General features: G+C 73.5%; 22 protein-coding genes and 1 pseudogene. 6 read left to right on the forward strand and 17 right to left on the reverse strand.

Features of this window, described 5'->3' with window-relative positions; all coding sequences use genetic code 11:
- Nucleotide 1: 1 nt before the first annotated feature.
- The 3 genes from AB0J24_RS05760 to AB0J24_RS05770 are packed head-to-tail and all read left to right on the forward strand — an operon-like array spanning nt 2 to nt 4,722.
- Complete coding sequence (locus tag AB0J24_RS05760; protein WP_358675987.1) at nt 2-916, forward strand: ABC transporter permease; 915 nt, start codon at nt 2-4, stop codon at nt 914-916.
- Nucleotides 913-3,006 (forward strand): ABC transporter ATP-binding protein, encoded by a 2,094-nt coding sequence (locus AB0J24_RS05765; protein ID WP_358675990.1) that lies wholly within the window; start codon nt 913-915, stop codon nt 3,004-3,006. The genes AB0J24_RS05760 and AB0J24_RS05765 overlap by 4 nt, the downstream gene beginning before the upstream one ends.
- A 33-nt stretch (nt 3,007-3,039) precedes the next feature.
- Nucleotides 3,040-4,722, forward strand: coding sequence for an ABC transporter family substrate-binding protein (locus AB0J24_RS05770; RefSeq protein ID WP_358675993.1), 1,683 nt, complete (start codon nt 3,040-3,042; stop codon nt 4,720-4,722).
- Between the two features lie 34 nt (nt 4,723-4,756).
- Here the strand turns inward: AB0J24_RS05770 and AB0J24_RS05775 are convergent, their stop codons facing one another.
- The 4 genes from AB0J24_RS05775 to AB0J24_RS05790 form a co-directional block, all read right to left on the reverse strand.
- Nucleotides 4,757-6,067, reverse strand: a complete 1,311-nt coding sequence (locus tag AB0J24_RS05775; protein WP_358676447.1) for a pitrilysin family protein — start codon at nt 6,065-6,067, stop codon at nt 4,757-4,759.
- A gap of 70 nt (nt 6,068-6,137) precedes the next feature.
- On the reverse strand, nt 6,138-8,456 hold the full coding sequence (locus AB0J24_RS05780; RefSeq protein WP_358675995.1) for a polyribonucleotide nucleotidyltransferase: 2,319 nt from the start codon (nt 8,454-8,456) through the stop codon (nt 6,138-6,140).
- 221 nt (nt 8,457-8,677) lie between these two features.
- The gene (rpsO, locus tag AB0J24_RS05785; protein WP_093337181.1) at nt 8,678-8,947 is read right to left on the reverse strand and encodes a 30S ribosomal protein S15; all 270 of its coding nucleotides are present in this window, start codon (nt 8,945-8,947) and stop codon (nt 8,678-8,680) included.
- Between the two features lie 195 nt (nt 8,948-9,142).
- Nucleotides 9,143-9,739 (reverse strand): hypothetical protein, encoded by a 597-nt coding sequence (locus AB0J24_RS05790; RefSeq protein WP_358675998.1) that lies wholly within the window; start codon nt 9,737-9,739, stop codon nt 9,143-9,145.
- Nucleotides 9,740-9,848: 109 nt separating this feature from the next.
- Here AB0J24_RS05790 and AB0J24_RS05795 point away from each other — a divergent pair, with 109 nt between their 5' ends.
- On the forward strand, nt 9,849-10,853 hold the full coding sequence (locus tag AB0J24_RS05795; RefSeq protein WP_358676001.1) for an ABC transporter substrate-binding protein: 1,005 nt from the start codon (nt 9,849-9,851) through the stop codon (nt 10,851-10,853).
- 34 nt (nt 10,854-10,887) lie between these two features.
- On the opposite strand, the gene AB0J24_RS05800 is transcribed toward AB0J24_RS05795, so the two are convergent.
- From AB0J24_RS05800 to AB0J24_RS05815, 4 genes are all read right to left on the reverse strand, one after another.
- A complete protein-coding gene (locus tag AB0J24_RS05800; RefSeq protein ID WP_358676004.1) occupies nt 10,888-11,424 on the reverse strand; it encodes a helix-turn-helix domain-containing protein in 537 nt (178 codons plus the stop codon).
- Nucleotides 11,425-11,531: 107 nt separating this feature from the next.
- Nucleotides 11,532-12,494, reverse strand: a complete 963-nt coding sequence (locus AB0J24_RS05805) for a bifunctional riboflavin kinase/FAD synthetase (protein ID WP_358676007.1) — start codon at nt 12,492-12,494, stop codon at nt 11,532-11,534.
- Nucleotides 12,495-12,546: 52 nt separating this feature from the next.
- Nucleotides 12,547-13,443, reverse strand: coding sequence for a tRNA pseudouridine(55) synthase TruB (truB, locus tag AB0J24_RS05810; protein WP_358676010.1), 897 nt, complete (start codon nt 13,441-13,443; stop codon nt 12,547-12,549).
- Nucleotides 13,444-13,613: 170 nt separating this feature from the next.
- Nucleotides 13,614-14,273 (reverse strand): response regulator transcription factor, encoded by a 660-nt coding sequence (locus tag AB0J24_RS05815; RefSeq protein WP_358676012.1) that lies wholly within the window; start codon nt 14,271-14,273, stop codon nt 13,614-13,616.
- 116 nt (nt 14,274-14,389) lie between these two features.
- On the opposite strand from AB0J24_RS05815, the gene AB0J24_RS05820 reads away from it, so the two are divergent.
- Both AB0J24_RS05820 and AB0J24_RS05825 read left to right on the forward strand, forming a co-directional pair.
- The gene (locus tag AB0J24_RS05820) at nt 14,390-15,844 is read left to right on the forward strand and encodes a cation:dicarboxylase symporter family transporter (protein ID WP_358676015.1); all 1,455 of its coding nucleotides are present in this window, start codon (nt 14,390-14,392) and stop codon (nt 15,842-15,844) included.
- Nucleotides 15,845-15,863: 19 nt separating this feature from the next.
- A pseudogene (locus AB0J24_RS05825) lies at nt 15,864-17,555 on the forward strand (ATP-binding protein); the annotation flags it as partial.
- Between the two features lie 54 nt (nt 17,556-17,609).
- On the opposite strand, the gene AB0J24_RS05830 reads toward AB0J24_RS05825, so the two are convergent.
- From AB0J24_RS05830 to rimP, 9 genes are all read right to left on the reverse strand, one after another.
- Entirely contained in the window at nt 17,610-18,974 is a 1,365-nt protein-coding gene (locus tag AB0J24_RS05830; RefSeq protein WP_358676018.1) for an MATE family efflux transporter, read from the reverse strand.
- Nucleotides 18,975-18,977: 3 nt separating this feature from the next.
- Entirely contained in the window at nt 18,978-19,607 is a 630-nt protein-coding gene (locus tag AB0J24_RS05835) for a methyltransferase domain-containing protein (RefSeq protein WP_358676021.1), read from the reverse strand.
- Between the two features lie 130 nt (nt 19,608-19,737).
- A complete protein-coding gene (locus AB0J24_RS05840; RefSeq protein WP_358676024.1) occupies nt 19,738-20,754 on the reverse strand; it encodes a DHH family phosphoesterase in 1,017 nt (338 codons plus the stop codon).
- Nucleotides 20,751-21,197, reverse strand: coding sequence for a 30S ribosome-binding factor RbfA (rbfA, locus tag AB0J24_RS05845; protein WP_358676027.1), 447 nt, complete (start codon nt 21,195-21,197; stop codon nt 20,751-20,753). The genes AB0J24_RS05840 and rbfA overlap by 4 nt, the downstream gene beginning before the upstream one ends.
- Before the next feature lie 79 nt (nt 21,198-21,276).
- On the reverse strand, nt 21,277-21,570 hold the full coding sequence (locus tag AB0J24_RS05850) for a DUF503 domain-containing protein (protein WP_358676029.1): 294 nt from the start codon (nt 21,568-21,570) through the stop codon (nt 21,277-21,279).
- 77 nt (nt 21,571-21,647) lie between these two features.
- Nucleotides 21,648-24,662: a translation initiation factor IF-2 gene (gene infB, locus AB0J24_RS05855; RefSeq protein WP_358676032.1), complete on the reverse strand. Its 3,015-nt coding sequence runs from the start codon at nt 24,660-24,662 to the stop codon at nt 21,648-21,650.
- Nucleotides 24,663-24,759: 97 nt separating this feature from the next.
- Complete coding sequence (locus AB0J24_RS05860; RefSeq protein ID WP_358676035.1) at nt 24,760-25,137, reverse strand: YlxR family protein; 378 nt, start codon at nt 25,135-25,137, stop codon at nt 24,760-24,762.
- A 29-nt stretch (nt 25,138-25,166) separates the two neighbouring features.
- Nucleotides 25,167-26,207: a transcription termination factor NusA gene (gene nusA / locus AB0J24_RS05865; RefSeq protein ID WP_358676038.1), complete on the reverse strand. Its 1,041-nt coding sequence runs from the start codon at nt 26,205-26,207 to the stop codon at nt 25,167-25,169.
- The gene (gene rimP, locus AB0J24_RS05870; RefSeq protein ID WP_358676041.1) at nt 26,204-26,806 is read right to left on the reverse strand and encodes a ribosome maturation factor RimP; all 603 of its coding nucleotides are present in this window, start codon (nt 26,804-26,806) and stop codon (nt 26,204-26,206) included. Before rimP ends, nusA begins: the two co-directional genes overlap by 4 nt.
- Nucleotides 26,807-26,875: the final 69 nt, after the last annotated feature.

A 26,875-nucleotide genomic window follows, 5' to 3' on the forward strand; every position in this document is an offset into this window, starting at 1 on the left:
GATGAACGTTCCCTCCACGACCCCCGCAGCACCCACCGCCCCGCGCCGGGGCCGGCTCGCCCTGGTGTGGCGCCGCTTCCGGCGTGGCCGCGCGGCCGTCGCCGGTCTGGTCGTGTTCGCCGCGCTGGTGCTGTTCACCCTCCTCGGCGGGTTGCTGACGCCGTACACGCACACCGCCGTCGACTTCACCGCGCTCACCCAGGGCCCGTCGATGGAGCACCCGTTCGGCACCACCGCCGGCGGCAACGACGTCTACGCCCAGGCCGTGCACGGATTGCAGCGGTCGCTGGTCATCGCCGTCACGGTCTCGCTGCTGACCACCGCCATCGGGGCGGTCGTCGGCTCGGGCGCGGCCTACCTCGGCGGTGGCCGGGCCTGGGGCCGCCGCGGTGAGCGCGCGGTGCTCGGCGTCGTGCACTTCCTGATGGTGGTCCCGGCCTTCCTGATCCTCTCGCTCGCCTCGCAGTGGGGCTCCGGCGACTACCGGGTCCTGATCGTCGCGCTGACCGCGCTCAGCTGGATGACCGGCGCCCGGTTGGTGTGGACGGTCGCGACCACGCTGCGCGAACGCGAGTACGTGCTGGCCGCCCGGTTCATGGGCGTGCCGGGTCCGGCGATCGTGCTGCGCCACCTGATCCCGAACATCGGCTCGCTGCTGATCGTCAGCTTCACGCTCACCGTGGTCGCCGTCGTGCAGGCCGAGACCGCGCTGTCGTTCATCGGGTTCGGTGTGCAGGTCCCGGACGTGTCACTGGGCACGATGCTCGCCGACGGCTCCGCCTCGATGACGACGGCGCCCTGGCTGCTGACCGTCCCCGCGACGTTGCTGCTGCTCACCACCGTGTCGCTGGCACTGGTCGGGGACGGGCTGCGGGACGCGCTCGACCCCACCTCGCAGGCAGGAGGCCGCGCATGAACCCGGTCCCGGATCCGGTGCTCTCGGTACGCGGGCTGCACGTCACGTTCGGCTCCGAGGCAGGCCCGGTGCGGGCGGTGCGCGGCGTGGACTTCGACCTGTACCCGGGGCGGACGCTCGGCATCGTCGGCGAGTCCGGTTCGGGCAAGTCCGTCACGTCGCTGGCGGTGATGGGACTGCTGCCCGACACCGCGGCGGTCAGCGGCTCGATCCGGCTCGGCGGCGCCGAGCTCGTCGGGCTCGGCGACCGTGAGCTGTCGGCGGTCCGCGGCCGCGACATCGGGATGGTCTTCCAGGACCCGCTGTCCTCGCTCACCCCGATCTACACCGTCGGCGACCAGCTCGTCGAGGCGATGCGCATCCACCGGGACATCTCCCGGGCCGCGGCCCGCACCCGGGCCGTGGAGCTCCTGGAGCTGGTCGGCATCCCGGACCCGGGGCGGCGGGTCCGCTCGTTCCCGCACGAGTTCTCCGGCGGCATGCGGCAGCGCATGATGATCGCGATGGCGATCGCCAACGACCCGAAGGTGATCATCGCGGACGAGCCGACCACGGCACTCGACGTCACCGTGCAGGCCCAGGTGCTCGACGTCCTGCGGCTGGCCCGCGACGAGACCGGTGCCGCCGTCGTCCTCGTCACGCACGACCTGGGCGTGGTCGCCGGTACCGCCGACGACGTACTGGTCATGTACGCGGGGCGGCCGGTGGAGACCGCCCCGGTACAGGAGCTGTTCGACGCGCCACGGATGCCGTACACCATCGGCCTGCTCGCAGCGGTGCCCCGGGTCGACGCGGTCACCCGCCGTCCGCTCGTCCCGGTGCCCGGCAGCCCGCCGTCCCCGGTGGACCTGCCGCCCGGCTGCCCGTTCGCCGGGCGCTGCCCGGTCGCCGTCGACGACTGCCGGACCGCGGAGCCGCCGTTGCTGCCGCTGCCCGGCAGCGACGCGCACGCCACGGCGTGCCTGCGCACCGGTGAGATCGTCGACGGGCGGATCGGCGGTGCACCGGTCTTCACCGTCCCGGACGTGCCGGACACCGGACCCGGCGGACCCGGCGGGCGCTCCGAGCGCGAGCCGGTGCTGTCGGTGGAGCACCTGCGCCGGACGTTCCCGCTGATGACGGGCTCGCTGATCCGGCGACGGGTCGGCACCGTGCACGCGGTGGCCGACGTGGACCTCGACATCCGGCGCGGCGAGACGCTGGGGTTGGTCGGCGAGTCCGGCTGCGGCAAGACCACGACGCTGCTGGAGCTGATGAACCTGCGGGCGCCCGAGGGCGGCCGGATCCGGATCGCGGGCACCGACGTGGCGCGGGTCCGGGGCCGCGCGGAACTGACGGCGCTGCGCCGGGAGATCCAGATCGTGTTCCAGGACCCGATGGGGGCGCTCGATCCGCGGATGACCGTCGCGGACATCCTCGCCGAACCGTTGCGGGCGGCCGGCCGGTCGGGCCGCGCCCGGATCGCCGCCCGGGTCGACGAGCTGATGGCGATGGTCGGGCTGGACCCGGCACATGCCGAACGGTTCCCGGCGGCGTTCTCCGGCGGGCAACGCCAGCGGATCGGCATCGCCAGGGCGCTGGCCACCGAACCGTCGCTGCTGGTGCTCGACGAGCCGGTCTCCGCCCTGGACGTGTCGGTGCAGGCCGGGGTGCTGAACCTGCTCGCGCAGCTGAAGCGGGACCTGGGGCTGAGCTACCTGTTCGTGGCGCACGACCTGTCCGTGGTGCGGCACGTCGCCGACCGGGTCGCCGTGATGTACCTGGGCCGGATCGTCGAGTCCGGCTCGGTGGCCGAGGTGTTCGGCAACCCACAACACCCCTACACCCGGGCGCTGCTGTCGGCCGTCCCGGTCCCCGATCCCCGCGTCGAGCGGACCCGGGAGCGGATCGTGCTGACCGGGGACCTGCCGAGCCCGACCGGTGAGCAGCACGGCTGCGCGTTCCTGACCCGCTGTCCGCTGGCCCGCACGCTGTCGGCGACCGAGCTGGAGCGCTGCCGCAGCGAGATCCCGCAGCTCGTCGTGAAGGACGGCGCCGCGGACTCCGACGCCGACCACCGCAGCGCGTGCCACCAGGCGCACGGCTCCTGACCGTCCCCCGTCACCCCCCGAGCAAGGAGAACCGTGCCCAGATCCCTGCGCCGCGGTGGCCCCGCGGCCGCCGTCACCGCCCTCGCCCTCCTGCTGACCGCCTGCGGTGCCGGTGCCGGCCCCGAGGACACCCGCACCGCGGAGCAGCTCGTGGCCGCCCCGGCGTTCAACGAGCAGCCCTACGAGAACCTCCGCGACGGCGGCGCGCTCACGCTGCCGCTGCGCGCCGGCATCAATCCCCAGCTCAACCGGCACCAGGGCGACGCCACCCTCGACACCTTCCAGGTATGGCGCTGGTACAACCCGGTGCTGGTCACCTTCACCCCGCAGGGCGAGCCGCGGTTCAACCCCGACTACCTGGTCTCGGCCACCGAGGAACGGGCCGGTGACGACACCCGGGTCACCTTCACCGTGAACCCGCAGGCCGTGTTCAACGACGGCACCCCGATCGACTGGCGGGCCTTCGAGGCGACCTGGCGGGCCCGCAGCGGTCACGACGCCGCGTTCCTCCCCCAGTCCACCACCGGGTTCGACCGGATCGCCTCGGTCGCCCGGGGCGCCGACGACCGGGAAGTGGTCGTCACCTTCGACGGCACGTACCTGTGGTGGCAGGCCTTGTTCGCCGAGATCGTGCACCCGCAGGTCGCCGCCGACCCGGCCGTGTTCAACCAGGGCTACCTCAACCAGCCGCACCCGGAGTGGGGGGCCGGCCCCTACACCGTCGCCGCGCACGATCCGCAGAACTCGACGATCACCTTCGAACGGAACCCGGCCTGGTGGGGCCGGCCGGGCAAGCTGGACACGGTCACCCTGGTCTCGATGGAGATGCCGGCCAAGGTCAACGCGTTCCGCAACGGTCAGCTCGACGCCACCGAGGCCGAGTCCGCCGACCTGCTCGCGCAGGCCCGTTCGGTGCCGGGAGCCGACGTGCGGACCAGCGCCCGGACGGGCACCTTCCTCGCCACGCTGAACAGCGAGTCACCGCTGCTGGGGGACCCGGCCGTCCGCAAGGCGGTGTTCTCCGGCATCGACCGCGCCCAGTTGATCGAGATCATCCTGCAGGGCACGGGGTACTCCGAGGAGCCGCCGGGGTCCCTGGTGCACAAGCCCTACCAGGAGGGGTACCGGGACAACCTCGCCGACGTCGTCGGCACCGACCCGCAGGCCGCGGCCGAGGGTCTGGACACGGCCGGCTGGATCCCCGGTGCGGACGGCATCCGGGTCAAGGACGGGACCCCGCTGACCCTCACCTACGTGCAGACCGGTGACAACCCGACCCAGCGGGCCACCGCGGGTGCACTGGTCGCGATGCTGCGCGCCATCGGCGTCGACCTGCAGGTGCGTCAGGTCCCCGCGACGGAGTTCCCGACGATCCTGGCGAACAAGGAGTTCGACCTGCTCGTCTCCGGGTTCTACGCCGTCGACCCGTACAGCATCGCCACCCTGTGCCAGCTGTACTGCTCGACGTCGACGCTGAACAACTCCGGGACCGGCACCCCGGAGCTCGACGCTCAGCTGCAGCGGGTGGGGACGCTGCCCACCGTCGGCGAGCAGCAGGCCGCCGCCAACGAGGTGGAGCGCACCGCACTCGCCGGGTACGGGGTGCTGCCCCTCTACTCCGGCGCGGAGACCTGGGTGACCCGGCCCGATCTCGCGAACTTCGGCGCGTCGCTGTTCCACCGGGCGCTGCCCGAGACGATCGGCTGGGTCGGCTGACCCGGTGAGGGGGTCCCCACGGCGCGGGGCCCCCTCACAGGTCGCGCAGAGACACCGGCAGCTCGTCCAACGCCTCGTAGGGGCCGACCACGGCCGCGGTCAACGGCCGGCTCAGCAACTCGGTCGCCACCGCGGCCACCTCCGCCGGGGTGACGGCGGCGATCCGGGCGAGGCTGTCGGTCACCGACCGCTGACGGCCGTGGTCCAGCTCGGCGCGACCCAGCCGGTTCATCCGGGACGCGGTGTCCTCGCAACCGAGTACGAGCCCGCCGCGCAGCGACCCCTTCGCGCGGGCCACCTCGGCGTCGGTGAGCCCGTCGACGGCGACCTCGCCCAGCACGTCCCGGACGACGGCCACGACCTCGCCGAGCCGCTCGGGTGCACAGCCGGCGTACACCGCCAGCGAACCGGCGTCGGCGTAGCGGACGGTCGAGGAGTACACCTGGTAGGCGAGCCCGCGCTGCTCGCGGACCTGCTGGAACAGCCTCGACGACAGGCCGCCGCCCAGTGCGGCGTTGAGTACGGCCAGCACCGGCCGGGCGTGCACGTACCGGCCCTCGGTCGCGACCCCGAGCATGATGTGTGCCTGCTCCGATTCGTCGGGCTGCAGCCCGAGTGCCCCGGCCCGCACCGGACGCACCCCGGTCGGGGCGCGCGGCGGCATCGACCGGGCCTCGCCGCGGCCGCGGGTGGCGGCGGCCAGCGCGTCACCGACCAGGTCCACGATCCGGTCGTGCTCGAGGTTCCCGGCGGCCGCGACGACCATCCGTGGCGTGGTGTACTCGCCCCGCCAGAAGCTGTGCAGCGTCTCCCGGCTCATCGACCGGATCGACTCCTCGGTGCCGATCACCGGGCGGCCGAGCGGGTGGTCACCGAACAACGTCTGGTCGAACAGATCGCCGAGCAGGTCCTCCGGGTCGTCGTCGCGCATCGAGATCTCCTCGAGCACGACGCCGCGTTCCAGCTCGACATCGGTGTGCGCCAGCTCGGCGTCGGTCACCACGTCGATCAGCAGGTCCACCGCGAGCGCCACGTCGGTGTCCAGGACGTGCGCGTAGTAGCAGGTGTGCTCCTTGGCGGTGAACGCGTTCAGTTCACCGCCGACAGCGTCCATCTCCTCGGCGATCCCGGCGGCGGTGCGCCGCCGGGTGCCCTTGAACAGCAGATGCTCCAGGAAGTGCGCCGCTCCGGCCTGCTCACCGGTCTCGTCGACCGAGCCGATGCCGATCCAGATACCGAGCGCCACCGACCGGACCCCGGGGACCGATTCGGTGACCAGCCGGACACCGCCGGGCAGCTCGCTGCGCCGCACCGTGTCCGGCTGCACGCCGAGGTCGGCGTGCACGCGGGCGGCGGCCCGGGGACCCTCGGGTCCCCGGGCCGTCGTCGCATCGCCGTTCGTGTCGGCCAACTGCTCAGCTCTGGTCGGCCGTGGCCTCGGCCGGCTCGTCGGCGGCGGCCTCCACCGGGGCGTCCGCCTCGGGCGCGGGCGCTGCGCCCTCCTCCTGCACCGGCACCAGGCTGATCTTGCCCCGGTTGTCGATGTCGGTGACCTCGACGCGGATCTTGTCGCCGACCTTGACGACGTCCTCGACCTTCCCGATCCGCTTCCCGCTGCCGAGCTTCGAGATGTGGACCAGACCGTCCTTGCCGGGGACCAGCGAGACGAAGGCACCGAACGCGGCGGCCTTGACCACCGTGCCGAGGAACCGCTCGCCGACCTTCGGCAGCTGCGGGTTGGCGATCGCGTTGATCATGCCGATCGCCTCCTCCGCGGAGGGACCGTCGTTCGCGCCGACGTAGATGGTGCCGTCGTCCTCGATCGAGATGTCCGCGCCGGTCTTCTCGGTGATCGAGTTGATCATCTTGCCCTTCGGGCCGATGACCTCGCCGATCTTGTCGACCGGGACCTTCACCGCGGTCACCCGCGGCGCGTACTTGCTCATCTCGTCCGGGCCGTCGATGGCCTCGCCGATGACCTCGAGGATGGTCAGCCGGGCGTCGCGGGCCTGGTTGAGAGCGGCCGCCAGTACTGCGGACGGGATGCCGTCCAGCTTGGTGTCGAGCTGCAGCGCGGTCACGAAGTCCTTGGTGCCCGCGACCTTGAAGTCCATGTCACCGAACGCGTCCTCGGCACCGAGGATGTCGGTCAGCGCCACGTACTTCGTCTCCGCCTGCCCGGACTCGTTCTGGATCTCGTCGGAGACCAGGCCCATCGCGATGCCCGCGACCGGCGCCTTCAGCGGCACACCGGCGTTGAGCAGCGCCATCGTGGACGCGCAGACCGAGCCCATCGAGGTCGAGCCGTTCGAGCCCAGCGCCTCGGAGACCTGCCGGATGGCGTACGGGAACTCGTCGCGGTTCGGCAGGACCGGGAGCAGGGCCCGCTCGGCGAGCGCACCGTGGCCGATCTCGCGGCGCTTGGGCGAGCCGACCCGGCCGGTCTCACCGGTCGAGTACGGCGGGAAGTTGTAGTGGTGCAGGTAGCGCTTGCGCGTCTCCGGGCCGAGCTGGTCGATCTGCTGCTCCATGCGGAGCATGTTCAGCGTGGTGACACCGAGGATCTGGGTCTCGCCACGCTCGAACAGCGCCGAGCCGTGCGCCCGCGGGACGACCTCGACCTCGGCCGACAGCGGTCGGATGTCGGTCAGGCCACGACCGTCGATCCGGACCTGGTCGGTCAGGATCCGGCGGCGGACCAGCTTCTTGTTCAGCGCCCGGAAGGCGTTGCCCAGCTCGGCCTCGCGGCCGACGAAGCGCTCGCCCAGCTTCTCCAGCACCGACGCCTTGATCTCGTCCGTGCGGGTCTCCCGCTCCTGCTTGCCGGCGATCGTCAGCGCCTGCGCGAGCTCCTGCTCGACGGCCTCGGAGACGGCCTCGAAGGCGTCGTCGGCGTAGGCCGGGAACAGCGGGTACGCGGCGGTCGGCTTGGCCGCGACATCGGCGAGCTGCTGCTGGGCGATGCACAGGCTCCGGATGAACGGCTTCGCCGCCTCCAGCCCGTCCGCGACGATCTCCTCGGTCGGCGCGGGAGCGCCGCCGGTGACCAGCTCGATGGTGCGCTCGGTGGCCTCGGCCTCGACCATCATGATCGCCACGTCGGACGAGTCGCCCTCACCGACGATCCGGCCCGCGACCACCATGTCGAACACGGCGCGGTCCAGCTGCTCGTGGGTCGGGAAGGCCACCCACTGCGAGGTGGGCCCGGCCCCGGTGTCGTCGGCCACGATCAGCGCGACGCGGACGCCGCCGACCGGACCGGAGAACGGCAGCCCGGCGAGCTGGGTGGACGCCGATGCGGCGTTGATCGCCACGACGTCGTACGGGTCCTGCGGGGCGAGCGACATGACCGTCACCACGACCTGGACCTCGTTGCGGACCCCGTCGGCGAACGACGGCCGCAGCGGCCGGTCGATCAGCCGGCAGGTCAGGATCGCGTCGGTGCCGGGGCGGCCCTCGCGGCGGAAGAACGAACCGGGGATCCTGCCCGCGGCGTACATCCGCTCCTCGACGTCCACGGTGAGCGGGAAGAAGTCGAACTGGTCCTTCGGCCGCTTCGAGGCGGTCGTCGCGGACAGCAGCATGGTCTCGTCGTCCAGGTAGGCGACGACGGATCCGGCGGCCTGGCGGGCGAGCCGGCCGGTCTCGAACCGGACGGTGCGGGTGCCGTAGGCACCGTTGTCGATGACAGCGGTGCTCTCGTGCACGCCGTCCTCGGAGATGACGTCGGTCATACGGGGATCTCTCTCCTCGTCGTTGGGAGTGTTCTCGGCTCCCACCACCGACCACGTCCGGCTCGATCCCCTGCTGGGCCGGTCTTCGATCGAAGCCCCCGGCAGCTCGTGCTCCCGGGGGCCACTACCGAGGACCGGCGGATGTCCGGTCGTCCGATGGTGGGGTTCAGTTGTGGAACGACCCGGCACCGGGATCCGGTGCCGGGTCGGCGGGCTCGGGTCTAGCGGCGCAGACCCAGCTTCTCGATCAGTGCGCGGTAGCGCGCGACGTCGACCGCACGCAGGTACTTGAGCAGCCGGCGACGACGACCGACCAGCAGCAGCAGGCCGCGCCGGCTGTGGTGGTCGTGCTTGTGCTGCTTCAGGTGCTCGGTCAGGCCGATGATGCGCTGCGTCAGCAGCGCCACCTGGGCCTCGGGGGACCCGGTGTCGGTGGCATGGGTGCCGTACTTCTCGAGCGTGCTCTTCTTCTCGGCCGTGGACAGGGCCACTGCAACTCCTTCATCGTGTCGACGGTCCGTGGGGCCGTGCCACCTCGAAGCGAGCGACACCGGGCGGCATCGGGCCGCCGGAGCCGGCGCGCGGCGACAGGCAGTCGGTCGCGGCCGCCACGGACTGCAGCCGGACCCGCGTGAAACGGTACCAGCGCCCCACCTCGCGGCCCCCGCCGCCCCGCGGGTCCGGCCTCATCGGGTGAGCCGGGCGGCCAGACCGTCCAGCACGATCTCCAGCTTGGCCGGGTAGGCGCCGCGCGGTGCCGCGACCAGCCCGCGCATACCCGGTTCGTCGCGCCACGCCCGGTCCTGCGCTCCGCGGTCGAGACCGTCGAGGGCCGCCGCGGTGTCCAGCGCCAGGTCGGCCACCATGTCCAGGGCCACCAGCGCGTCCGCCGGGGTGAAGCCCTGCCGTTCGAGCTCTGCCCGGATCCGCCCGACCTGTGCGACGACCGCGGCCGGCGGGGCCGGCAGCGCCCTGATCAGCCCGGCCGCCCCGGGCCGGCGGGCGGCGAGCTCCCAGAACGTCTCCCCCCATGCGGTGAGCAGCTCCCGCCAGCCCGCACCGGTCGCGGGCCAGCGGGCCTCGCGGGCCAGCAGATCGGCGGCCGCGGCGACCAGGTCGTCCCGGTCGCGCACGTGGCCGTAGAGCGTCGTGTGGTGCACACCCAGGCGGGCAGCGACGGCCGTGAGGGTGAGCGGGCCCGGTCCGACCTGGAGTGCCGCAGCGGCGATCCGGTCCCGGTCGACGACCGCGGGGCGGCCGCGGCGACGTGCGGGGGGAGCCACGGCGCCATCGTCGCACGACCCGCCCGTTGACCTCGGCGCCTATTTTCCCACAGACTGTGAATTAGCTGAGCCTCACCTCATCGACGGCTTCCCTTCCAGGATCGGATCCATGCGCCTCCTCCCCCGTGCCGCCCTCGCGCTCGCCCTGTTGCTGCTCACCGGATGTGCGGGGGCGCCCGCCCCCGCCGACCCGCCGCCCGTCGGCACCCGGGCCGTCACCCACGAACGCGGCACCGTCGAGGTGCCGGCCGACGCCGGAGCGGTCGTCGCGCTCGACGAGTACGCCGCGCTGAACCTGCTCACCGTCGGCGTCCGGCCGACCGCCGTGTTCGGCGGTCTGTCCTCCGAACTCGGCGCCACGGTCCTGCGCGAGGCCGGGCTCACCGTCACCCCCTCCCCGACGATGATCACCAGCCCGGACCTGGAGGCGATCGCCGCGACGAGGCCCGACGTCATCGTCCTGACCTCCCCGGGGTCGCTGCTCGACACCACCTACCCGCAGCTCTCCGCGATAGCGCCGACCCTGGTGCTGCCCTTCGAGGGCGACTGGCGGGAGCCGGTCCGCATCGCAGGGGCCGCGTTCGGTGCCGAGGACCGGGCCGGGAGCGTCGTCCGGTTGCTGGAGGAGCGGCTGACCCAGCTGCGTGCGGCGACCGCACGCCGGCCGCTGCAGCTGTCGGTGCTCGGGTCGTTCCAGGAGATGCTCTACTCGCCGGCTCCGGCGAACCCGGGCTCCCGGCTCGTCGCCGACGCCGGGATCACCCGGCCGGAGCCCGAACTGGCGGCGGCCGCCGGGGCGTCGGCGTCGACGATCCCGGTCTCGGCCGAGACGCTGCCCGCCCACCACTCGGACGTCGTCGTCGTGCTCGACGGGTCGATCTACGACGCCGACGCGGTCACCGGGCTGCCGACCTTCGCCGCGCTGCCCGCGGTACGGGCCGGGCGCACCGCCCGTGCCGTCGGTGAGATGTGGGCGGGCGGCACGGCGCTGGCGACCTGGTGGGTGCTCGACGACCTGGCCGTGCTGACCGACGGCGGTCTCACGCTCGGCACCGTCGACGACGGCCCGGCCAGGGCGGCCGCGCTGCAGGCGGCGGTGGACGGCGCGAGCTGATCCCCCGCCGCCCGGCGGTGGGCGTCGGTCTCGCTCAGCGCCGGGACGCGGCCCGCCGCAGCACCTCGGCGAGCTCCGGGAACGAGGTCGCCAGTGCCGCCGCTGCGGCGACGAGCCGGGCCGGAGTGGTCACCCCGCGCAGCACGTCGTCCGGGTGCTGTACGACGGGGCGGTGCGGTTCCCGGGGCGGGGGCACCGCGGCCGGCACCGGGCCGGCACCGCAGTTGCAGCCGGCGTCCGGGCCCCACGGTGACGTGCCGGACCGGATCCGTTCCAGCAGGCCGGCCACCTCCCCCGGCGGCACCGGCCCCTGGGAGACCCGCCGGTCCAGCGCCACCATCCGGCCCAGAACGGCCGGGTCCCCGATCTTCACCCGCCGCGCGCCGGACAGCTGGCTGAGCATGGCGGGGCTCAGCCCCAGCGCCGCGGCGAGCCGGGCCTGGGTGATCCGCAACGCGGACGTGAGCCGGTGCACCCGCTCCCCCAACGGCTCGCCGTAGAGCTCCCGCTGCCGGGCGCGGTTCTCGGACAGCTGGTCGTGGTCGGGCCGGGGAGCGGGGACGTCGTCCATGCCCCCGATCCTCGGCCTGCCGTGGCGCGGCCCGGGCCCGGTTCCCGGGAGGCAGGGGTTTCCACTCAACCCCGGGTGTTCAGCACTGCGTGTTCAGCACTGCCTGTTCAGCGCGGCTCGTCGTCGGGGCCGGGCGCACCGCCGGAGTCGGTGAGGATCGACCGGGCGTCCGCCACGTCCTGCGCCATCTGCGCGATCAGCGGTTCGACACCGTCGAAGTGTTCCTGCCCGCGCAGCCGGGCGACGAACTCGACGCCGACCTCGTAACCGTAGAAGTCCTCGTCGACGTCGAGCACGTAGGCCTCGACGGTGCGCACCCGGCCGGAGAAGGTCGGGTTGGTGCCCACCGAGATCGCCGTCATCAGCCTGCGTCCGCCGATCAGGAACCAGCCGGCGTAGACGCCGTCCGCGGGGATCGCGGTGTGCGGCGGGCACGCCACGTTCGCGGTGGGGAACCCCAGGTCACGACCGCGCTTGTGGCCGTGCACGATCACCCCGTCCACCCGGTGCCAGCGGCCCAGCGCGTGCGCGGCCTCCCGGACCTCCCCCGCGTCGATGCAGGAGCGGATGTAGGTGGAGGAAAAGGTCACGTCGTTCTCCGAGATGAGATCCAGGGCCTCGCAGGAGAAGCCGAACCGGCGGCCCAGCTCGGCCAGGGTCGCGACGTCGCCGGCCGCCCGGTGGCCGAAGGTGAAGTTGCTGCCGACGACGACGACCGCGGTGTGCAGCCGGTCGACGAGGATCTCGTGCACGAAGCCCGCGGGCTCGGTCCGGGAGAGCTGCTCGGTGAAGGGGATGACGCAGAAGACGTCGGCGCCGCGCTCGGCGACCAGCTCGGCACGCCGGTCCAGGGTGGTCAGCCGCGCCGGATGGGTGCCGGGGCGGATCAGTTCCGCCGGGTGCGGGTCGAAGGTCACCACCACGGCCGGGAGATCGCGCTCGCGGGCCCGCCGCACGGCCCGGTCGATCAGCTCCCGGTGCCCGCGGTGCACTCCGTCGAACACGCCGATGGTGACGACGCACCGCCCCCAGCCGGGCGGGACGGCCTCCAGACCACGCCAGCGCTGCACGGTCGCGAGCCTACGGAACGGCTCGGCCGTGCACTGCACCGGCGCCGCGTTCTCAGCCCGCCGGAGCCAGCACCACGACCGGGCGGGCGGAGGTGCCGCGGTCGGCCATCAGGGCGAGCGCCGAGCCGTCCGGCCCGAACACGCCGTAGGTGCCGGGGATCCCGGCGGCGGGCAGCGAGCGGCCGGTCCGCACGTCGGCGGCGGCCGCGTCGTCGACGTCGACCCGTGGGAACGCCGTCGCGACGGCGGCGGCGAGGTCCAGCGACAACCCGGGGGCTGCGGCCAGCTCGGTGACGGTGCGGGCGTGCGCCAGCGTGAAGGGCCCGACCCGGGTACGGCGCAGTGCGGTGAGGTGTCCGCCGACCCCCAGCGCGACGCCGAGATCGCGGGCGAGTGCCCGCACGTAGGTGCCCGAGGAGCAGTCGACGGCGACGTCGAGGTCCAGGTACGGCCCCTCCCGGCGCTGCGCCAGCAGGTCGAACGCCGACACGGTGACCGGCCGGGCCGGGATCGCCACGGTCTCGCCGTCGCGCACCCGCTGGTAGGCCCGTTTCCCGTCGATCTTGACCGCGGAGACCGCGCTCGGGACCTGCTTGATGTCACCGGTCAGCCGCGCCATCTCCGCGCGGATCTCGTCGGTGCCGGCGTCGACCGGGACCGGCTCGCCGAGCGGTTCGCCCTCGGCGTCGTCGGTGCCGGTGGCGACACCCAGCCGGACCGTCGCGGTGTAGGCCTTGGTGTCCAGCGACAGGTGGCCGAGCAGCTTGGTCGCCCGCTCGATCCCGATCACCAGCACACCGGTCGCCATCGGGTCCAGGGTGCCGGCGTGCCCGACCTTGCGGGTGCCCATGATCCGGCGCAGCTTCCCGACGACGTCGTGGCTGGTCGGGCCGCGGTCCTTGTCGACGATCACGAGACCGGGTGGCGGGGGCGGGTCGCGGGGCGGCACGAGCGACGATCGTAGTCGCGCATCGACACAACCGACGGTCGCAGCCGCCCACCGACACAACCGACGGTCGCAGCCGCCCACCGACACAACCGACGGTCGCAGCCGCCCACCGACACAACCGACGGTCGCAGCCACGCACCGACACAACCGACGGTCGTGACGGCGGGCGCTCAGAGCGCCAGCCGGTACCCGACCCCGCGGACGGTCAGCACGACGTCGCGGTCGCCGAGCTTGGAACGCAGCGACGCCACGTGCGCCTCCAGCGTGCGGGCCGCGGACGCGTCGGCGATCCCCCACACCTGCTCGAGCAGCTCGCTGCGCGGCAGCACCGCGCCCTCCCGCCGGGCGAGCGCGGCGAGCAGGTCGAACTCCTTACGGGTGAGCGCGATCCCGGCGCCGTCGGCGGTGACCGCACGCCGGTCCAGGTCGACGACGACGTCCCCGACCCGCACCGTGGCCGCGACCGCCGCGCCGCTGGCGCGCCGCAGCACGGCGTCGATCCGGGCCAGCAGTTCGTCGGTGGCGATCGGTTTCACCAGATAGTCGTCGGCGCCCGAACGCAGGCCCTGCACCCGGGCCGCGACGTCACCGCGGCCGGTGATGGCCAGGATCGGCACCCGGGAACGCTCCCGGATCTCCCGGCAGACGCCGAGGCCGTCGCGGTCGGGCAGGCCCATGTCGAGCAGGACGACGTCCGGTTCCCGTTCGGCGACCGCGGCCAGCGCGGCGGTGCCGCTGCCCACCAGGTCGGTCACGAAACCGTGCTTGACCAGGGTGCGGCGCAGCGCGTCGCCCAGGATCGGGTCGTCCTCGACCAGGAGCACGCGCACGTCGCCAGCCTAGCCGTGCTTCCTCAAAGGTTGCTCAAACCCGGTGCCGGCTCCGTTGCAGCGGCACACGGTCCGCCCGCACTGTTCTCGCACCGAACGCGTCGAGGAGGACGGACATGGCAGAGGTCGGCACTGCAGCCGGTTCGACCGGGCAGGAGGGTGGCACCGCCGGCACCCCCGCCCGCCGGAAGAAGAAGGTCTACACCCAGCTCTGGTTCTGGGTGATCATCGGTATCGTCGCGGGCATCGCGCTGGGCCTCGTCGCCCCGGACGTGGCGAAGCAGTTCAAGTGGTTCGCGGACACCTTCGTCCAGATGATCAAGGTGATCGTCGGTCCGGTGATCTTCTGCACGGTCGTCGTCGGGATCGCGTCACTGGGCAACCTGGCCCGTGCCGGCGGGCTGGCACTGCGCGCGCTGGGCTACTTCCTGCTGATGACGGTGATCGCCCTGTCGATGGGCCTGATCGCCGCGAACGTCTTCCAGCCCGGCGCCGGTTTCGAGGCGGCGCCGACGCCGGAACAGCTGGAGCAGGCCGCCGACCAGTTCGAGACGGGCAGCTCGGAGTCCGGCGTCGTGCCCTTCATCCAGGACTCGCTGCTCCCGCAGAGCTTCCTCGGTCCGTTCGTCGACAACTCGGTGCTGCAGGTGCTGGTGCTGGCGATCCTGACCGCCTGCGCGATCTCCTCACTGAACGACGGCCTGCGCGCCCGCCTGGTCGGCGGCATCGAGTCGATCGCCCAGGTCATCTTCGGCATCATCAAGATCATCATGTGGGCGGCGCCGGTCGCCGCGTTCGGCGGCATGGCCTACACCGTCGGCCAGTTCGGCTCGGCCTCGCTGGCCAACCTGGCGCTGCTGATGGCGGTCTTCTGGGGCACCTGCGCGGTGTTCGTCGTGGTGGTCCTGGGGATCGTGTCCCGGATCGCCGGGTTCAGCGTCCTCAAGGTCATCCGGCTGGTGAAGGACGAGCTGCTGATCATCGTCGGCACCTCGTCGTCGGAGTCGGTGCTGCCGCGGCTGCTCACCAAGCTGCAGTCGGCGGGTGCGTCCAAGCAGACCGTCGGCATGGTCATCCCGACCGGGTACTCGTTCAACCTCGACGGCACCTGCATCTACCTGACCCTGGGTGCGCTGTTCATCGTCCAGGCCGGCGGCGCGTCGCTGCCGATCGGCGTGCAGATCGGCCTCGCCGTGCTGATGGTGCTGACCTCGAAGGGAGCCGCCGGTGTCACCGGGGCCGGCCTGGTGACCCTGGCCGCCTCGCTGCAGGCGTTCGGCGGCGAGTTCTTCACCCCGGAGGCCATCGTGGTCGGGTTGGCCCTGATCGTCGGCATCGACCGGGTGATGTCCGAGGGCCGGGCGCTGACCAACTGCATCGGCAACGTCGTCGCGACCCTGGTCGTCGCCCGCTGGAACGGCGAGCTGGACCGCGAGCGGCTCGCCGCGGTGCTCGAGGACCCGACGCTGGTCGAGGCCGACATGGAGGCCGCGCACGGCAACACCCCGGCCCCGGCCGAGCCCGCCACCGACGCCGAGGAGCCGCGCCAGAAGGTCGGCGCGAGCACCTGACCCGCCGCCCCGGCTCGTCATGAACCCCACCCGGCCCACCCTGTCACCCCCGCGGTGGCAGGGTGGTGTCGTGCGCCGGCCACCGCGTCCGTCGCTGCGCCGGTCACGGCTGGTGCGGCGGTTGTTCGTCCTGCAGGTGGTGACCGTGCTGCTGACCGTCGGCGGTCTCACCGCGCTCGGTGTCCTCGGCGCCCGGGAGCTCGAACACGACGCGGCGGCCCGCCTCACCACCGCGGTCGCGTCGAGCGTGGCCACCGACCCGCAGGTCGTCGACGCACTGCGGGCGGGCGGCGACGTCGACACGCTGTCCGCGCGGTTGCAGCCGGTCGCCGAGCGGATCAGGGCAGCGACCGGCACCAGCTTCGTCGTCGTCATGTCACCCGACGGGATCCGGTACAGCCACTACGACCGGTCCCGGATCGGCGGGCCCTACCAGGGCAACATCGCCCCTGCGCTGGCCGGGCGGACCGACACCGAGGTCTATCCCGGCACGCTGGGCCCCTCGGTCCGCACCGTCACCCCGGTCGTGGTCGGCGGCCGGATCACCGCCGTCGTCTCGGTCGGCGTACTGCAGACCCGCATCTCCGACCTCGCGCTGCGCTGGCTGCCCGCGACCGTCACCGCCGCCGGTGCCGCCCTGGTGCTCGGGTTCGGCCTCGCGGCGGTGCTGGCCCGGCGGCTGCGCAGGCAGACCCTGGGCCTGGAGCCCGAGGAGATCACCGCCGCCTACACCCACCACGACGCGGTGCTGCACGCCGTCGGCGAGGGTCTGCTGGTGGTCGACGGCCGGGGCAGGCTGGTCGTGGTGAACGCCGAGGCGCGGCGGCTGCTCGCGGCCCCCGATTCCGGTGACGTCGGCGACGCGGCTCCGGGCCGGCTCCTCGGCGAGCTCGGCATCGATCCGGCGGTGCGGTCGGTGCTCCAGCGCGGGTTGCATGAGGACCTGCACGACGTGACCGCCCTCGCCGGGGAACGGATGCTGCTCGTCAACAGCAGGCACGCCGGTTCGGCCGCCGGGCCGGGCACCCGGGTGTTCACCCTGCGCGACCGCACCGAGCTCGCCGGTGTGCTGCGCGAGCGGGATCTCGCCCAGGACAAGGTCGCCGCGCTGTCCGGCCAGGCGCACGAGTTCGCGAACCGGTTGCAGACCGTCCTCACCCTGATCGAGCTCGGCGACACCTCCGACGCCGCCGCCGCGGGCTCCGCCGCACTCGACCGGACCCGCGGCCCGGGGGCCCGGGTCACCGCCGAGGTCCACGACCCGGTGCTGGCCGCGCTGCTCGCGGACAAGGCGTGGCAGGCGGCCGAGCACGACATCACGTTCGAGGTCACCGACGCCTGCGATCCCGGCGTCCTGCCCGACCTGCGGCTCCCGTTCGCCGCGGACGACCTCGTCTCGCTGCTCGGCAATCTCGTGGACAACGCCGTCGAGGTGGTCGCGGAACTCCCCCGCGACGTGGAGCGACGGGTCGCCGTCACCCTCCGCACGGTCGGTGACGAGCTGGTGGTCGAGGTCGCCGACAGCGGTCCCGGCGTGTCCGAGGAGACCGCGAACGAGCTGTTCACGTTCGGTTTCAGCACCCGTGCGACGCCGGAGGGCCGGCCGCGGGGGATCGGACTCGCCCTGGTCGACCGGATCACCCGGCGCCTGCGCGGCACGGCGACCGTGGGCACCCGGGCCGACGGCAGCGGCGCCGTGTTCACCGTCCGGCTGCCGCTCGCCCCGGCACCGTCGGACGGGTTTCCCGGGCGGAGCGTCGCGGGGTCAGCCCCGGACCGCCCCCGGGACCGCCCAGCGCCCCGAGTACGTCCGCCATCCCACCGCCACCAGCCGGACCACCATGAACGCGGCGAGTCCCGACCAGATCCCGACCAGGCCCCAATCGAACACCAGCGACAGCCAGATCAGCGGGAGGAACCCGCCCAGCGCGGCCAGCAGCGTCGTCGTGCGGAGGAAGGCGGCGTCGCCGGCTCCGAGCAGCACGCCGTCGAGGGCGAAGACGACGCCGGCGATCGGCTGCAGCGCGGTGAAGAACCACCAGGCGGCCGGGATCGTCGCCAGCACCAGCGCGTCGGTGGTGAACACGCCCGGCAGCACCGGGTACAGCGCGGCGAACACCGCTGCGAAGACGCAGCCCAGCAGCAGGCCGTAGCGGGTGACCCGGGCGGCGACGGCGCGGGCCCGCACGGTGTCGGCGGTGGTGCGGGCGGCCCCGAGCGCGGACCCGACGAGTGCCTGGGCGGCGATCGCGACGGCGTCGAGCACCAGTGACTGGAACACCCACAGCTGGAGCACGATCTGGTGCGCGGCGACCGATCCGGCGCCGAACCGGGCGGCCACCGCGGTCGCCGAGAGGAAGCACGCCTGGAAGCCGAGCGAACGGATCACCAGGTCGCGGCCCATCGTCGTCTGGGCGCGCAGCACCGCGGTGTCGGGGGCGAGCCGGACCGGATCGGACGCGGGTGCCCGGCGCCGCTCGATCACCAGCGCCCGCAGGAACAGCGACGCCGACACCGTCTGGGCGACGACGTTCGCGACCGCCGAGCCCTCCAGCCCCCAGCCGTCCCAGTCCCCGGCGCCGTGCACCAGGAACGGGCAGAGCACCGCGGACAGCGCGTTCCCGGCGATCACGTAGCGCATCGGGCGCACGGTGTCCTGCACGCCACGCATCCATCCGTTCCCGGCCAGCGTGATCAGCACCATCGGGGCGCCGAGCAGCGCGATCCGCAGCCAGTTGGTCGCACCGTCGGCGATCTCGTCACTGCCGGCGAGGGCGCGGGTGACCGGGGCGGCGACCAGCTGTCCGACCCCGATCACGATCAGCCCGACGACGACCGCCAGCCACGTCGCCTGGATCCCCTCGGTGACGGCCGCGGACCGTCGTCCGGCCCCGTAGAAACGGGACGCACGCGCCGTCGTCCCGTAGGACAGGAAGGTCAGCTGCGTCGTGACCTGCGCGAACAACACCCCGGCGACGGCCAGCCCGGCCAGCGGGACCGCGCCGAGTCGCCCGACGACGGCGGTGTCGACGAGCAGGTACAGCGGTTCGGCGGCCAGTACCGGCAGAGCCGGTACGGCCAGCCGCAGGATGTCCCGCGCCCCGCCCGGGGTGCGGGTGCTCCCGGGCACGGCTCAGCGCCGCGGGCGCCGGCAGAGATAGCAGAACGCGGGTGGGAGATTGCGCCACACCGTTCGGGTCGTCGCGACCTCGTCGAAGGTGTCGCGCAGCGTCGTGCGGAACCGGCGGGCCGAGCGCATCGGCAGCGTGTGCGAGTAGGCGAACGTGGCGAAGGCACCGGTCTCACCGACCACGTCCACCACCTGGCCGAGGATCTCCTCCTGCGCCGCCTGGTCGAACAGCGACCACGGCAGCCCGGAGACGACCGCGTCCACCCGCTCGATGCCGCGTTCGGCGAGCAGCGTGCCGAGTTTGCGGGCGTCGCCGTTGATGACCTCGACGCCCGGGTGCCGGCGCTGCAGGTAGTCGGCCATGCCCGGATCGAGCTCCACGGCGAGGTGCCGCCCGTGCGGCGACAACCGGCGGGCCACCTCGCCGGTCACCGCGCCGGTGCCGGGCCCCAGCTCGACGACGACGGGTGTGCCGTGCCCCGGCGCGATCCGGGCCAGCTTCTCGGACAGCCGTCGCGAACTCGGCCACACGGCGCCGACCCGCACGGGGTTGCGGACCCATGCACCGAGGAACTCCCGCCACCCGCTGCTGTCACCGGGGCCGTCCGGGGCCGGAACGGGCTGCGAACTCACACGAACCTCCTGAGGTGATCGGCGGATACGCTACGGCGCCCGGGGGCGGCCCGCCGGACCGCCCCTTGTCCCACCGCGCCCGGACGGCGCTCCGGTGTACCCGGGCGGGCGGAATGCACTCCGGCGTCGCTCAGGTCGTCGCCGCGTCCAGCTCGGAGCGCAGCAGCGCGAGGAGCTCGTCGCGGGTGCCGGCGCGTTCGAAACCGGCGGCGGCCGCGTGCCCACCGCCGCCGAGCGCCGACGCGACCCGGGAGAGATCCGGTGACCCGTTGCCGCGCAACGATACCGACCACTGGTGCGGCTCGCTCTCGGTGAGCAGTGCGGCCACCCCGTCCCCCGCCGTGGCGAGCAGCTGCCCCACCACGGTGGCGGTCTGGTCCCGGAACCGGGTGGCGGTGGGGACGTCGACGGCCGCCCACACCAGGCCGGCGCCACCGGCCGCGGCCGGCTCCCGCCGGGCCCCGGCCAGCACGGCGGCCTGGGCCGCCAGCCAGCCGAACGGACGGGTCCCGGTGAGCTCGCGCATCAGTGCGCGCGGGTCGGCGCCGGCGTCGACGAGCTCGGCACCCAGGCGCAGCGCACCCGAACCACCCCACCGGAACCCGCCGGTGTCGGTGTACAGCCCGGCGAACAGGGCGCGGGCCAGCACCGCGTCGAGCTCGGCGCCCAGCTCGGCGAGGACGGCCCGCACCAGCAGCACGGTGGCCGGGGCAGCCGGATCGACCAGGTGCCGGGTGGCGAACCCGGAGAACGACGCGTGGTGGTCGATGGCGAGCGACCCGCCCGCGGTGTCCAACCGGTCGGCCAGGTCCCCGAGCCGCTGCGCCGACGACACGTCGCAGGACACCAGCAGCTCGGGCGCGACCGGCGCCCGGGACGACGGGACGACCAGGCCGTCGGGGTCCAGCGTCCCGAGGGCCGCCGGCACCGGATCCGGCCCGCCGAACGACACCGTGGCCGCGACTCCGGTCCGGCGCAGGGCGGTGGCGATCGCGATCGCGCTGCCCGCGGCGTCGGCGTCCGGCCGGACGTGCCCGACGACGAGCACCTCCCGCGCCGCACGCAGTACCGCCGCGGCCCCGGCCGGGTCGACCGGGCCGGGCCCGGGCAACGGTGTGCCGGAGGAGTCGGCGCCGGAGGCGCTCACTCCGACTCTGCGTCGCGCGGCGCCCGGTAGGGGTCCGGATCTCCCGCCGGAGACGCCGATGCGGCCAGCCGGGCGACCTCGGCGTCCGAGGCGCGGGTGCGGGCCAGCAGCTCCTCCATCCGCCGCGCCTCGTCCGGAACCTGGTCCAGGATGAAGGCGAGGCTGGGGGTGTGCCGGACGCCGGTCTGCTGACCGACCCGGCTGCGCAGGACGCCGGTGGCGCCCTCCAGCGCGGCGGCGGCGCCCGCGGTGTCCGGCGCCTCGTCCAGCGACGCCCCCAGCACGGTGTAGTAGACGGTCGCCTCCCGCAGGTCGCCGGTGACCCGGGTGTCGGTGATCGTCACCATCGACAGTCGCGGGTCCTTGACCTCGTGCTCCAGTGCCTCGGCGACGATCTGCGAGATCCGCTTGGCAAGCTTGCGTGCGCGCGCGTGGTCGACCATGTCGTGCTCCTTCCACCGGCAATCCCGCGGCAGAGTCTATGCGCGGCGTACGCACCCGTGGGTGCGCGCGCGGCGCCGGTCAGTTGTCGTCCGGCCCGAACAGACGGGTCCGGGCCGACAGCAGTTCGAGTTCGGGGCGAGCCGCGACCAGCCGCTCGCACCGTTCCAGCAGGGCACGCACGTGCGCCGGATCGGCGGACACGCAGCTGACCCCGACCAGTGCCCTGCGGTACAACTCCTGATGGCCCGCCTCGGCGGCCGCCACCTCGAATCTGCGTAGCTCGGCCAGCAGCGGGCGCACCGCGGACCGCTTCTGCTTCAGCGACCGGACGTCGCCGAGCAGCACGTCGCACTCCAGCGCACCGACATACATCGGACCTCCTGGGTGGGTGGGCGGAAAGCAGGCGGGGCGGCCGGTGAACACCGACCGCCCCGCCTGGCTGACCTGGGTCAGGCCCGCGGCTTCTCCCGCATCTCGAACGTCTCGATGACGTCGTCGACCTTGATGTCGGAGTAGCTGCCGAGCGTCAGACCGCACTCGAAGCCCTCACGGACCTCCACCACGTCGTCCTTGAACCGACGCAGCGAGGAGACCGGGAGGTTCTCGTGGATCACCCGCGAGTCGCGCAGCAGGCGCGCCCGGGCGTTCCGGCGGATCTCCCCGCTCATCACGAGGCAACCGGCGATCGTGCCGAACTTCGAGGACTTGAAGACCTCGCGGACTTCCGCGCGGCCCAGCTCGACCTCTTCGTACTCCGGCTTGAGCATGCCCTTGAGGGCCGCCTCGATCTCGTCGATCGCCTGGTAGATCACCGAGTAGTAGCGGATCTCCACGCCCTCGCGGTTGGCCAGCTCGGTGGCCTTGCCCTCGGCACGGACGTTGAAGCCCATGACGATGACGTTGTCCGCGATGGCGAGGTTGATGTCGCCCTCGGTGATCCCGCCGACGCCGCGGTGGATGACCCGCAGCTCGACCTCCTCACCCACGTCCAGCTTCATCAGGGCTTCCTCGAGCGCCTCGACGGTGCCCGAGTTGTCACCCTTGATGATCAGGTTGAGGGTGTTGGTCTCCTTCAGCGCGGCGTCCAGGTCCTCCAGGCTGACGCGCTTGCGGCGGGAGGCCAGCTCGGCGTTGCGCTCGCGGGCGCGCCGCCGGTCGGCGATCTGGCGGGCCACCCGGTCCTCGTCGACGACCAGGAACGTGTCACCCGCACCCGGGACCGACGTCAGACCGATGACCTGCACCGGACGCGACGGGAGCGCCTCGGTGACGTCCGCGCCGTGCTCGTCGATCATCCGCCGGACGCGCCCGGAGGCGTCGCCCGCGACGACCGAGTCGCCGACCCGCAGCGTGCCGCGCTGGACCAGCACCGTCGCGACCGGGCCGCGACCGCGGTCCAGGTGCCCCTCGATGGTGACGCCCTGGGCGTCCATGTCGGGGTTGGCCCGCAGGTCGAGCGCCGCGTCGGCGGTCAGCAGGATCGCCTCGAGCAGCGCGTCGATGTTGGTGCCCTGCTTCGCGGAGATGTCGACGAACATGGTGTCGCCGCCGTACTCCTCGGCCACCAGGTTGTACTCGGTGAGCTGCTGACGGATCTTGTCCGGGTTCGCGCCCTCGACGTCGATCTTGTTGACCGCGACCACGATCGGCAGGCCTGCCGCCTGGGCGTGGTTGATCGACTCGACGGTCTGCGGCATCACGCCGTCGTCCGCCGCCACCACGATCACCGCGATGTCGGTGGACTTCGCACCGCGGGCACGCATGGCGGTGAACGCCTCGTGACCCGGGGTGTCGATGAAGGTGATGAGCCGCTCCTCGCCCTCCAGCTCCGCCGGCACCTGGTAGGCGCCGATGTGCTGGGTGATCCCACCGGCCTCGCCCTCGCGGACGTTGGCCTTGCGGATCGTGTCGAGAAGGCGCGTCTTTCCGTGGTCGACGTGACCCATGACGGTGACGACCGGCGGCCGGGCCGCCAGTGCCTCCTCGTCGCCGAGGTCGCCGAACTCGATGTCGAACGACTCGAGCAGCTCGCGGTCCTCCTCCTCGGGGGACACGACCTGGACCCGGTAGTTCATCTCCTGGCCGAGCAGCTCCAGGACCTCGTCGGAGACCGACGCGGTCGCGGTCACCATCTCGCCGAGATGGAACAGCACCTGCACCAGCGACGCCGGGTTGGCGTTGATCTTCTCGGCGAAGTCGGTCAGCGAGGCGCCACGCGGCAGCCGGATCGTCTCGCCGTTGCCCTTGGGCAGGCGGACGCCGCCCACCGAGGGCGCGGCCATCGAGTCGAACTCCTGCCGCTTCTGCCGCTTCGACTTGCGGCCACGCCGGGCGGGACCACCGGGGCGCCCGAAGGCACCAGCGGCACCGCCGCGACCACGACCGCCGCCGCCACCGGGGCGACCGCGGAAACCACCGGCGGGAGGAGGCCCACCGGGACCGCCACCGCCGGGACGGAAACCGCCACCGCCACCGCCACCACCGGGACCGCCGCGGCCGCCACCGGGGCCACCACGACCGCCCCCGGGACCACCGGGGCCACCACGACCGCCACCGGGGCCGCCGCGACCGCCGGCACCGGGCCTGCCGGCCGCCGGACGCGCGGGCATCATGCCCGGGTTCGGACGCGGCGGCATGCTGTTCGGCGACGGACGCGGGCCGCCGGCACCGGGAGCACCGCCACCGGGACGCGGCGGCCGCGGCGGGGCCTCACCGGAGCGGGCGGCCGGCGCGCTCGCGCCGCCGCCCTGCTGGCCCTGCTGCCCGCCCTGCTGCGGTGCAGCCGGACGCGGGCCGGGCTTCGGCGAACCCTGCCCGACACCGAACGGGTTGTTGCCGACCCGCGGCTGACGCGGACCGGGCCTGGGCTGGCGGGGTCCGCCCTCGCCACCACCCTGGCGCTGACCGCCCTGGCCCTCGCCGGGGCGGCCCTGGGGGGCCGGGCGCGGGCCGGGACGCGGCCCCGGCGCAGCGGGACGGGCCGGAGCCGACGCGTCGGCGGCCGGGGCCTGGGGCTGCGGCTGCGGGCCGGGCTTCGGCGCGGCCGGGCCGGGACGCGGACCGGGCTGTGCGGGACGGGCCGCAGGCGTCTCCTGGGCCGGGGCCGGAGGGCCGGGGCGCGGGCCGGGCTTCGGCGCGGGGCCGGACGGCCCCGGTGTCGGGCCGGGCTTCGGCGCACTCGGCCGGGACGGCGACGGGGCGCCGGAACCGCCACGCGGCGCGGCACCGCCGGGACCGCCGGCACGCGGGCGACCGGCACCGGGAGCGCCGGAACCGCGGCGCTGACCGCCGCCGGCGCTGCCGCCGGAGGCCATCGCGTCACGCAGCTTGCGCGCGACCGGGGCCTCGACGGTGGATGAGGGGGACTTCACGTACTCCCCGAGGTCCTGCAGCTTGCTGAGGACCTGCTTACTGCTGATTCCGAGCTCTTTCGCGAGCTCGTGCACGCGGGCCTTGCCTGCCACTGCTCTCCTTGTCCTGACCGGAGGCCGGGCGGCAGCATCCCGCTCGACCTCGAACCTAGTGTCGAAGCACGTTCATGGTGCGATCTTCACTGCTGGCTCATGACTGGTCGACCTTGCTTTCTTCCGATGACGGGCCGGGGAGGCTCCCCGACCCCTGCTGATCCTGTATCCGGAGCCGTACGGCCGTGGCGTCCAGTGGAGCTCGGACGCGCAACGCCCGACTGAACGCCGAGCGGCGCTCGGCCCGGTCGAGGCACCCCGTCTCGGCGTGCAACCAGGCACCCCGGCCGGGGAGGCGGCGCCGAGGATCCGGGACGAGATGTCCGTTCTCCGCGACCACCCGCAACAGTGCGTCGGCCCGTTCCCGGGCCCGGCACCCCACACACGTCCGGATCGGGATCGACCGGGGGCCTGCGGGCGACGGACCGCGACCGCGGACCGTCTGTGAGTGTAGCGCAGAGGACGGACCGGTCATTCCCTCGCCCGCCCCTGCCGCACTCCCGGCTACGACGACACCTCGGCCGGGTCACCACCGGCACCGACCGGGTCGCGCGGGTCGGCGTCGCTCCGGATGTCGATCTTCCAGCCGGTCAGCCGGGCCGCCAGGCGGGCGTTCTGCCCCTCCTTGCCGATCGCCAGCGACAGCTGGAAGTCCGGCACGACGACGCGGGCGATCCTGGCGCGCTCGTCCAGCACCGTGACCGAGACCACCTTGGACGGCGAGAGAGCGTTGCCGACGAACTCGGCCGGGTCCTCGGACCAGTCGATGATGTCGATCTTCTCGCCGGCGAGCTCCGCCATCACACCGCGGACGCGGGCACCCATCGGACCGATGCACGCCCCCTTCGCGTTGAGGCCGGGCCGGGTGGAGCGGACCGCGATCTTGGAACGGAAGCCGGCCTCCCGGGCCACCGACACGATCTCGACCGTCCCGTCGACGAGCTCCGGGACCTCCAGCGCGAACAGCTTGCGAACGAGGTTCGGGTGGGTCCGCGACAGCGTGATCGACGTCCCGCGGGGGCCGCGGTGCACACCGATGACGTAGCAGCGGATCCGGTCGCCGTGCCGGTAGACCTCACCGGGCACCTGCTCGGCGGCGGGCAGCACCGCCTCCGTGCCACCGGACCCGCCGAGTGCGACGACGACCATCCCGCGGGCGTTCGCCCGGGCGTCGCGCTGCACGATGCCGGCGACGACCTCGCCCTCCTTGGCGGCGAACTCGCCGTAGGTGCGCTCGTGCTCGGCGTCGCGCAACCGCTGCACGATGACCTGGCGGGCGGTGGTCGCGGCGACCCGGCCGAAGCCCTCGGGGGTGTCGTCGAACTCCGGGCCGGGGGTGCCGTCCTCGGCCCGGTCGGCGGCGTCGCGGGCCATCACCCGGACGACGCCGGACTTGCGGTCGATCTCCACCCGGGCGTCGGGATGGTGACCCTCGGTGTGCTTGTAGGCGGTCAGCAGCGCGGTCTCGATGGCGTCGATCACCGTCTCGAACGGGATCTCCTTGTCCCGCTCGATGGCCCGCAGCGCAGGGATGTCGACGTTCACCGGTTCTCCTCGTTCGCGCTGGTGCTCGTGGCAGTGCTGCTCTCGGTGCTGGCATCAGTACTGGCCCCGGTGCCGCCCGCGCCCAGCAGTGCGGCCTCCGCCGCCGGGGGAGCCTTGAACTCCACCTGCACCTGGGCGTGCTCCACCTCGGCGTAGGTGATCTCGCGCAGCTCCGGCTTCCGGCCGGGCAGCGCGACCTGGACCCGGTCGTCCCCGGCCCGGCCGATCCTCGCCTCCAGGCTGTCCCCGCCGACCAGGGTGATCCGCGCCAGACGCAGGAAGTTCCGCTGCCAGTGTCGGCGACGGGTGAGCGGGCGGTCCACCCCGGGCGAGGTCACCTCGAGCGTGTAGGAGCCCTCGATGAGGTGCTCGTGCGGGTCCAGCTCGGCGGCAGCGGTCCGGCTGAGCCGGGCGATGACGTCCAGGTCGATACCGGTGGCCGGGGAACTCTCGGGCAGGTCGACCACCAGCTTCACCGCGTGCCGCCGCCCGGCGGTGCGGACCTCGACGGCGTCGATCTCCAGCCCGGCCTCCACGACGACCGGCTCGAGCACGCCGCGCAGCTGGTCTGCCAGCGCTGCGGGGTCCGGACTGCGCATCGGGTGATTCTCCTCGTGGTCGCGTCGGTCGGCTGCCATCGGGCGCCGACCCGCCCCACCGCCACGACC

Origin of the sequence: Pseudonocardia sp. NPDC049635 (genome assembly GCF_040659795.1) — a bacterium.
Taxonomy (GTDB): domain Bacteria; phylum Actinomycetota; class Actinomycetes; order Mycobacteriales; family Pseudonocardiaceae; genus Pseudonocardia.

Excerpts from the sequence above, each read along its gene's own strand:
- AB0J24_RS05765 (WP_358675990.1), top strand. The coding sequence starts at position 913 with ATGAACCCGGTCCCGGATCCGGTGCTCTCGGTACGCGGGCTGCACGTC.
- AB0J24_RS05800 (WP_358676004.1), bottom strand. The coding sequence starts at position 11,424 with ATGGACGACGTCCCCGCTCCCCGGCCCGACCACGACCAGCTGTCCGAG.
- AB0J24_RS05820 (WP_358676015.1), top strand. The coding sequence starts at position 14,390 with ATGGCAGAGGTCGGCACTGCAGCCGGTTCGACCGGGCAGGAGGGTGGC.
- rimP (WP_358676041.1), bottom strand. The coding sequence starts at position 26,806 with ATGCGCAGTCCGGACCCCGCAGCGCTGGCAGACCAGCTGCGCGGCGTG.
- AB0J24_RS05780 (WP_358675995.1), bottom strand. The coding sequence starts at position 8,456 with ATGACCGACGTCATCTCCGAGGACGGCGTGCACGAGAGCACCGCTGTC.
- AB0J24_RS05760 (WP_358675987.1), top strand. The coding sequence starts at position 2 with ATGAACGTTCCCTCCACGACCCCCGCAGCACCCACCGCCCCGCGCCGG.
- AB0J24_RS05850 (WP_358676029.1), bottom strand. The coding sequence starts at position 21,570 with ATGTATGTCGGTGCGCTGGAGTGCGACGTGCTGCTCGGCGACGTCCGG.
- AB0J24_RS05860 (WP_358676035.1), bottom strand. The coding sequence starts at position 25,137 with ATGACCGGTCCGTCCTCTGCGCTACACTCACAGACGGTCCGCGGTCGC.
- AB0J24_RS05795 (WP_358676001.1), top strand. The coding sequence starts at position 9,849 with ATGCGCCTCCTCCCCCGTGCCGCCCTCGCGCTCGCCCTGTTGCTGCTC.
- rbfA (WP_358676027.1), bottom strand. The coding sequence starts at position 21,197 with ATGGTCGACCACGCGCGCGCACGCAAGCTTGCCAAGCGGATCTCGCAG.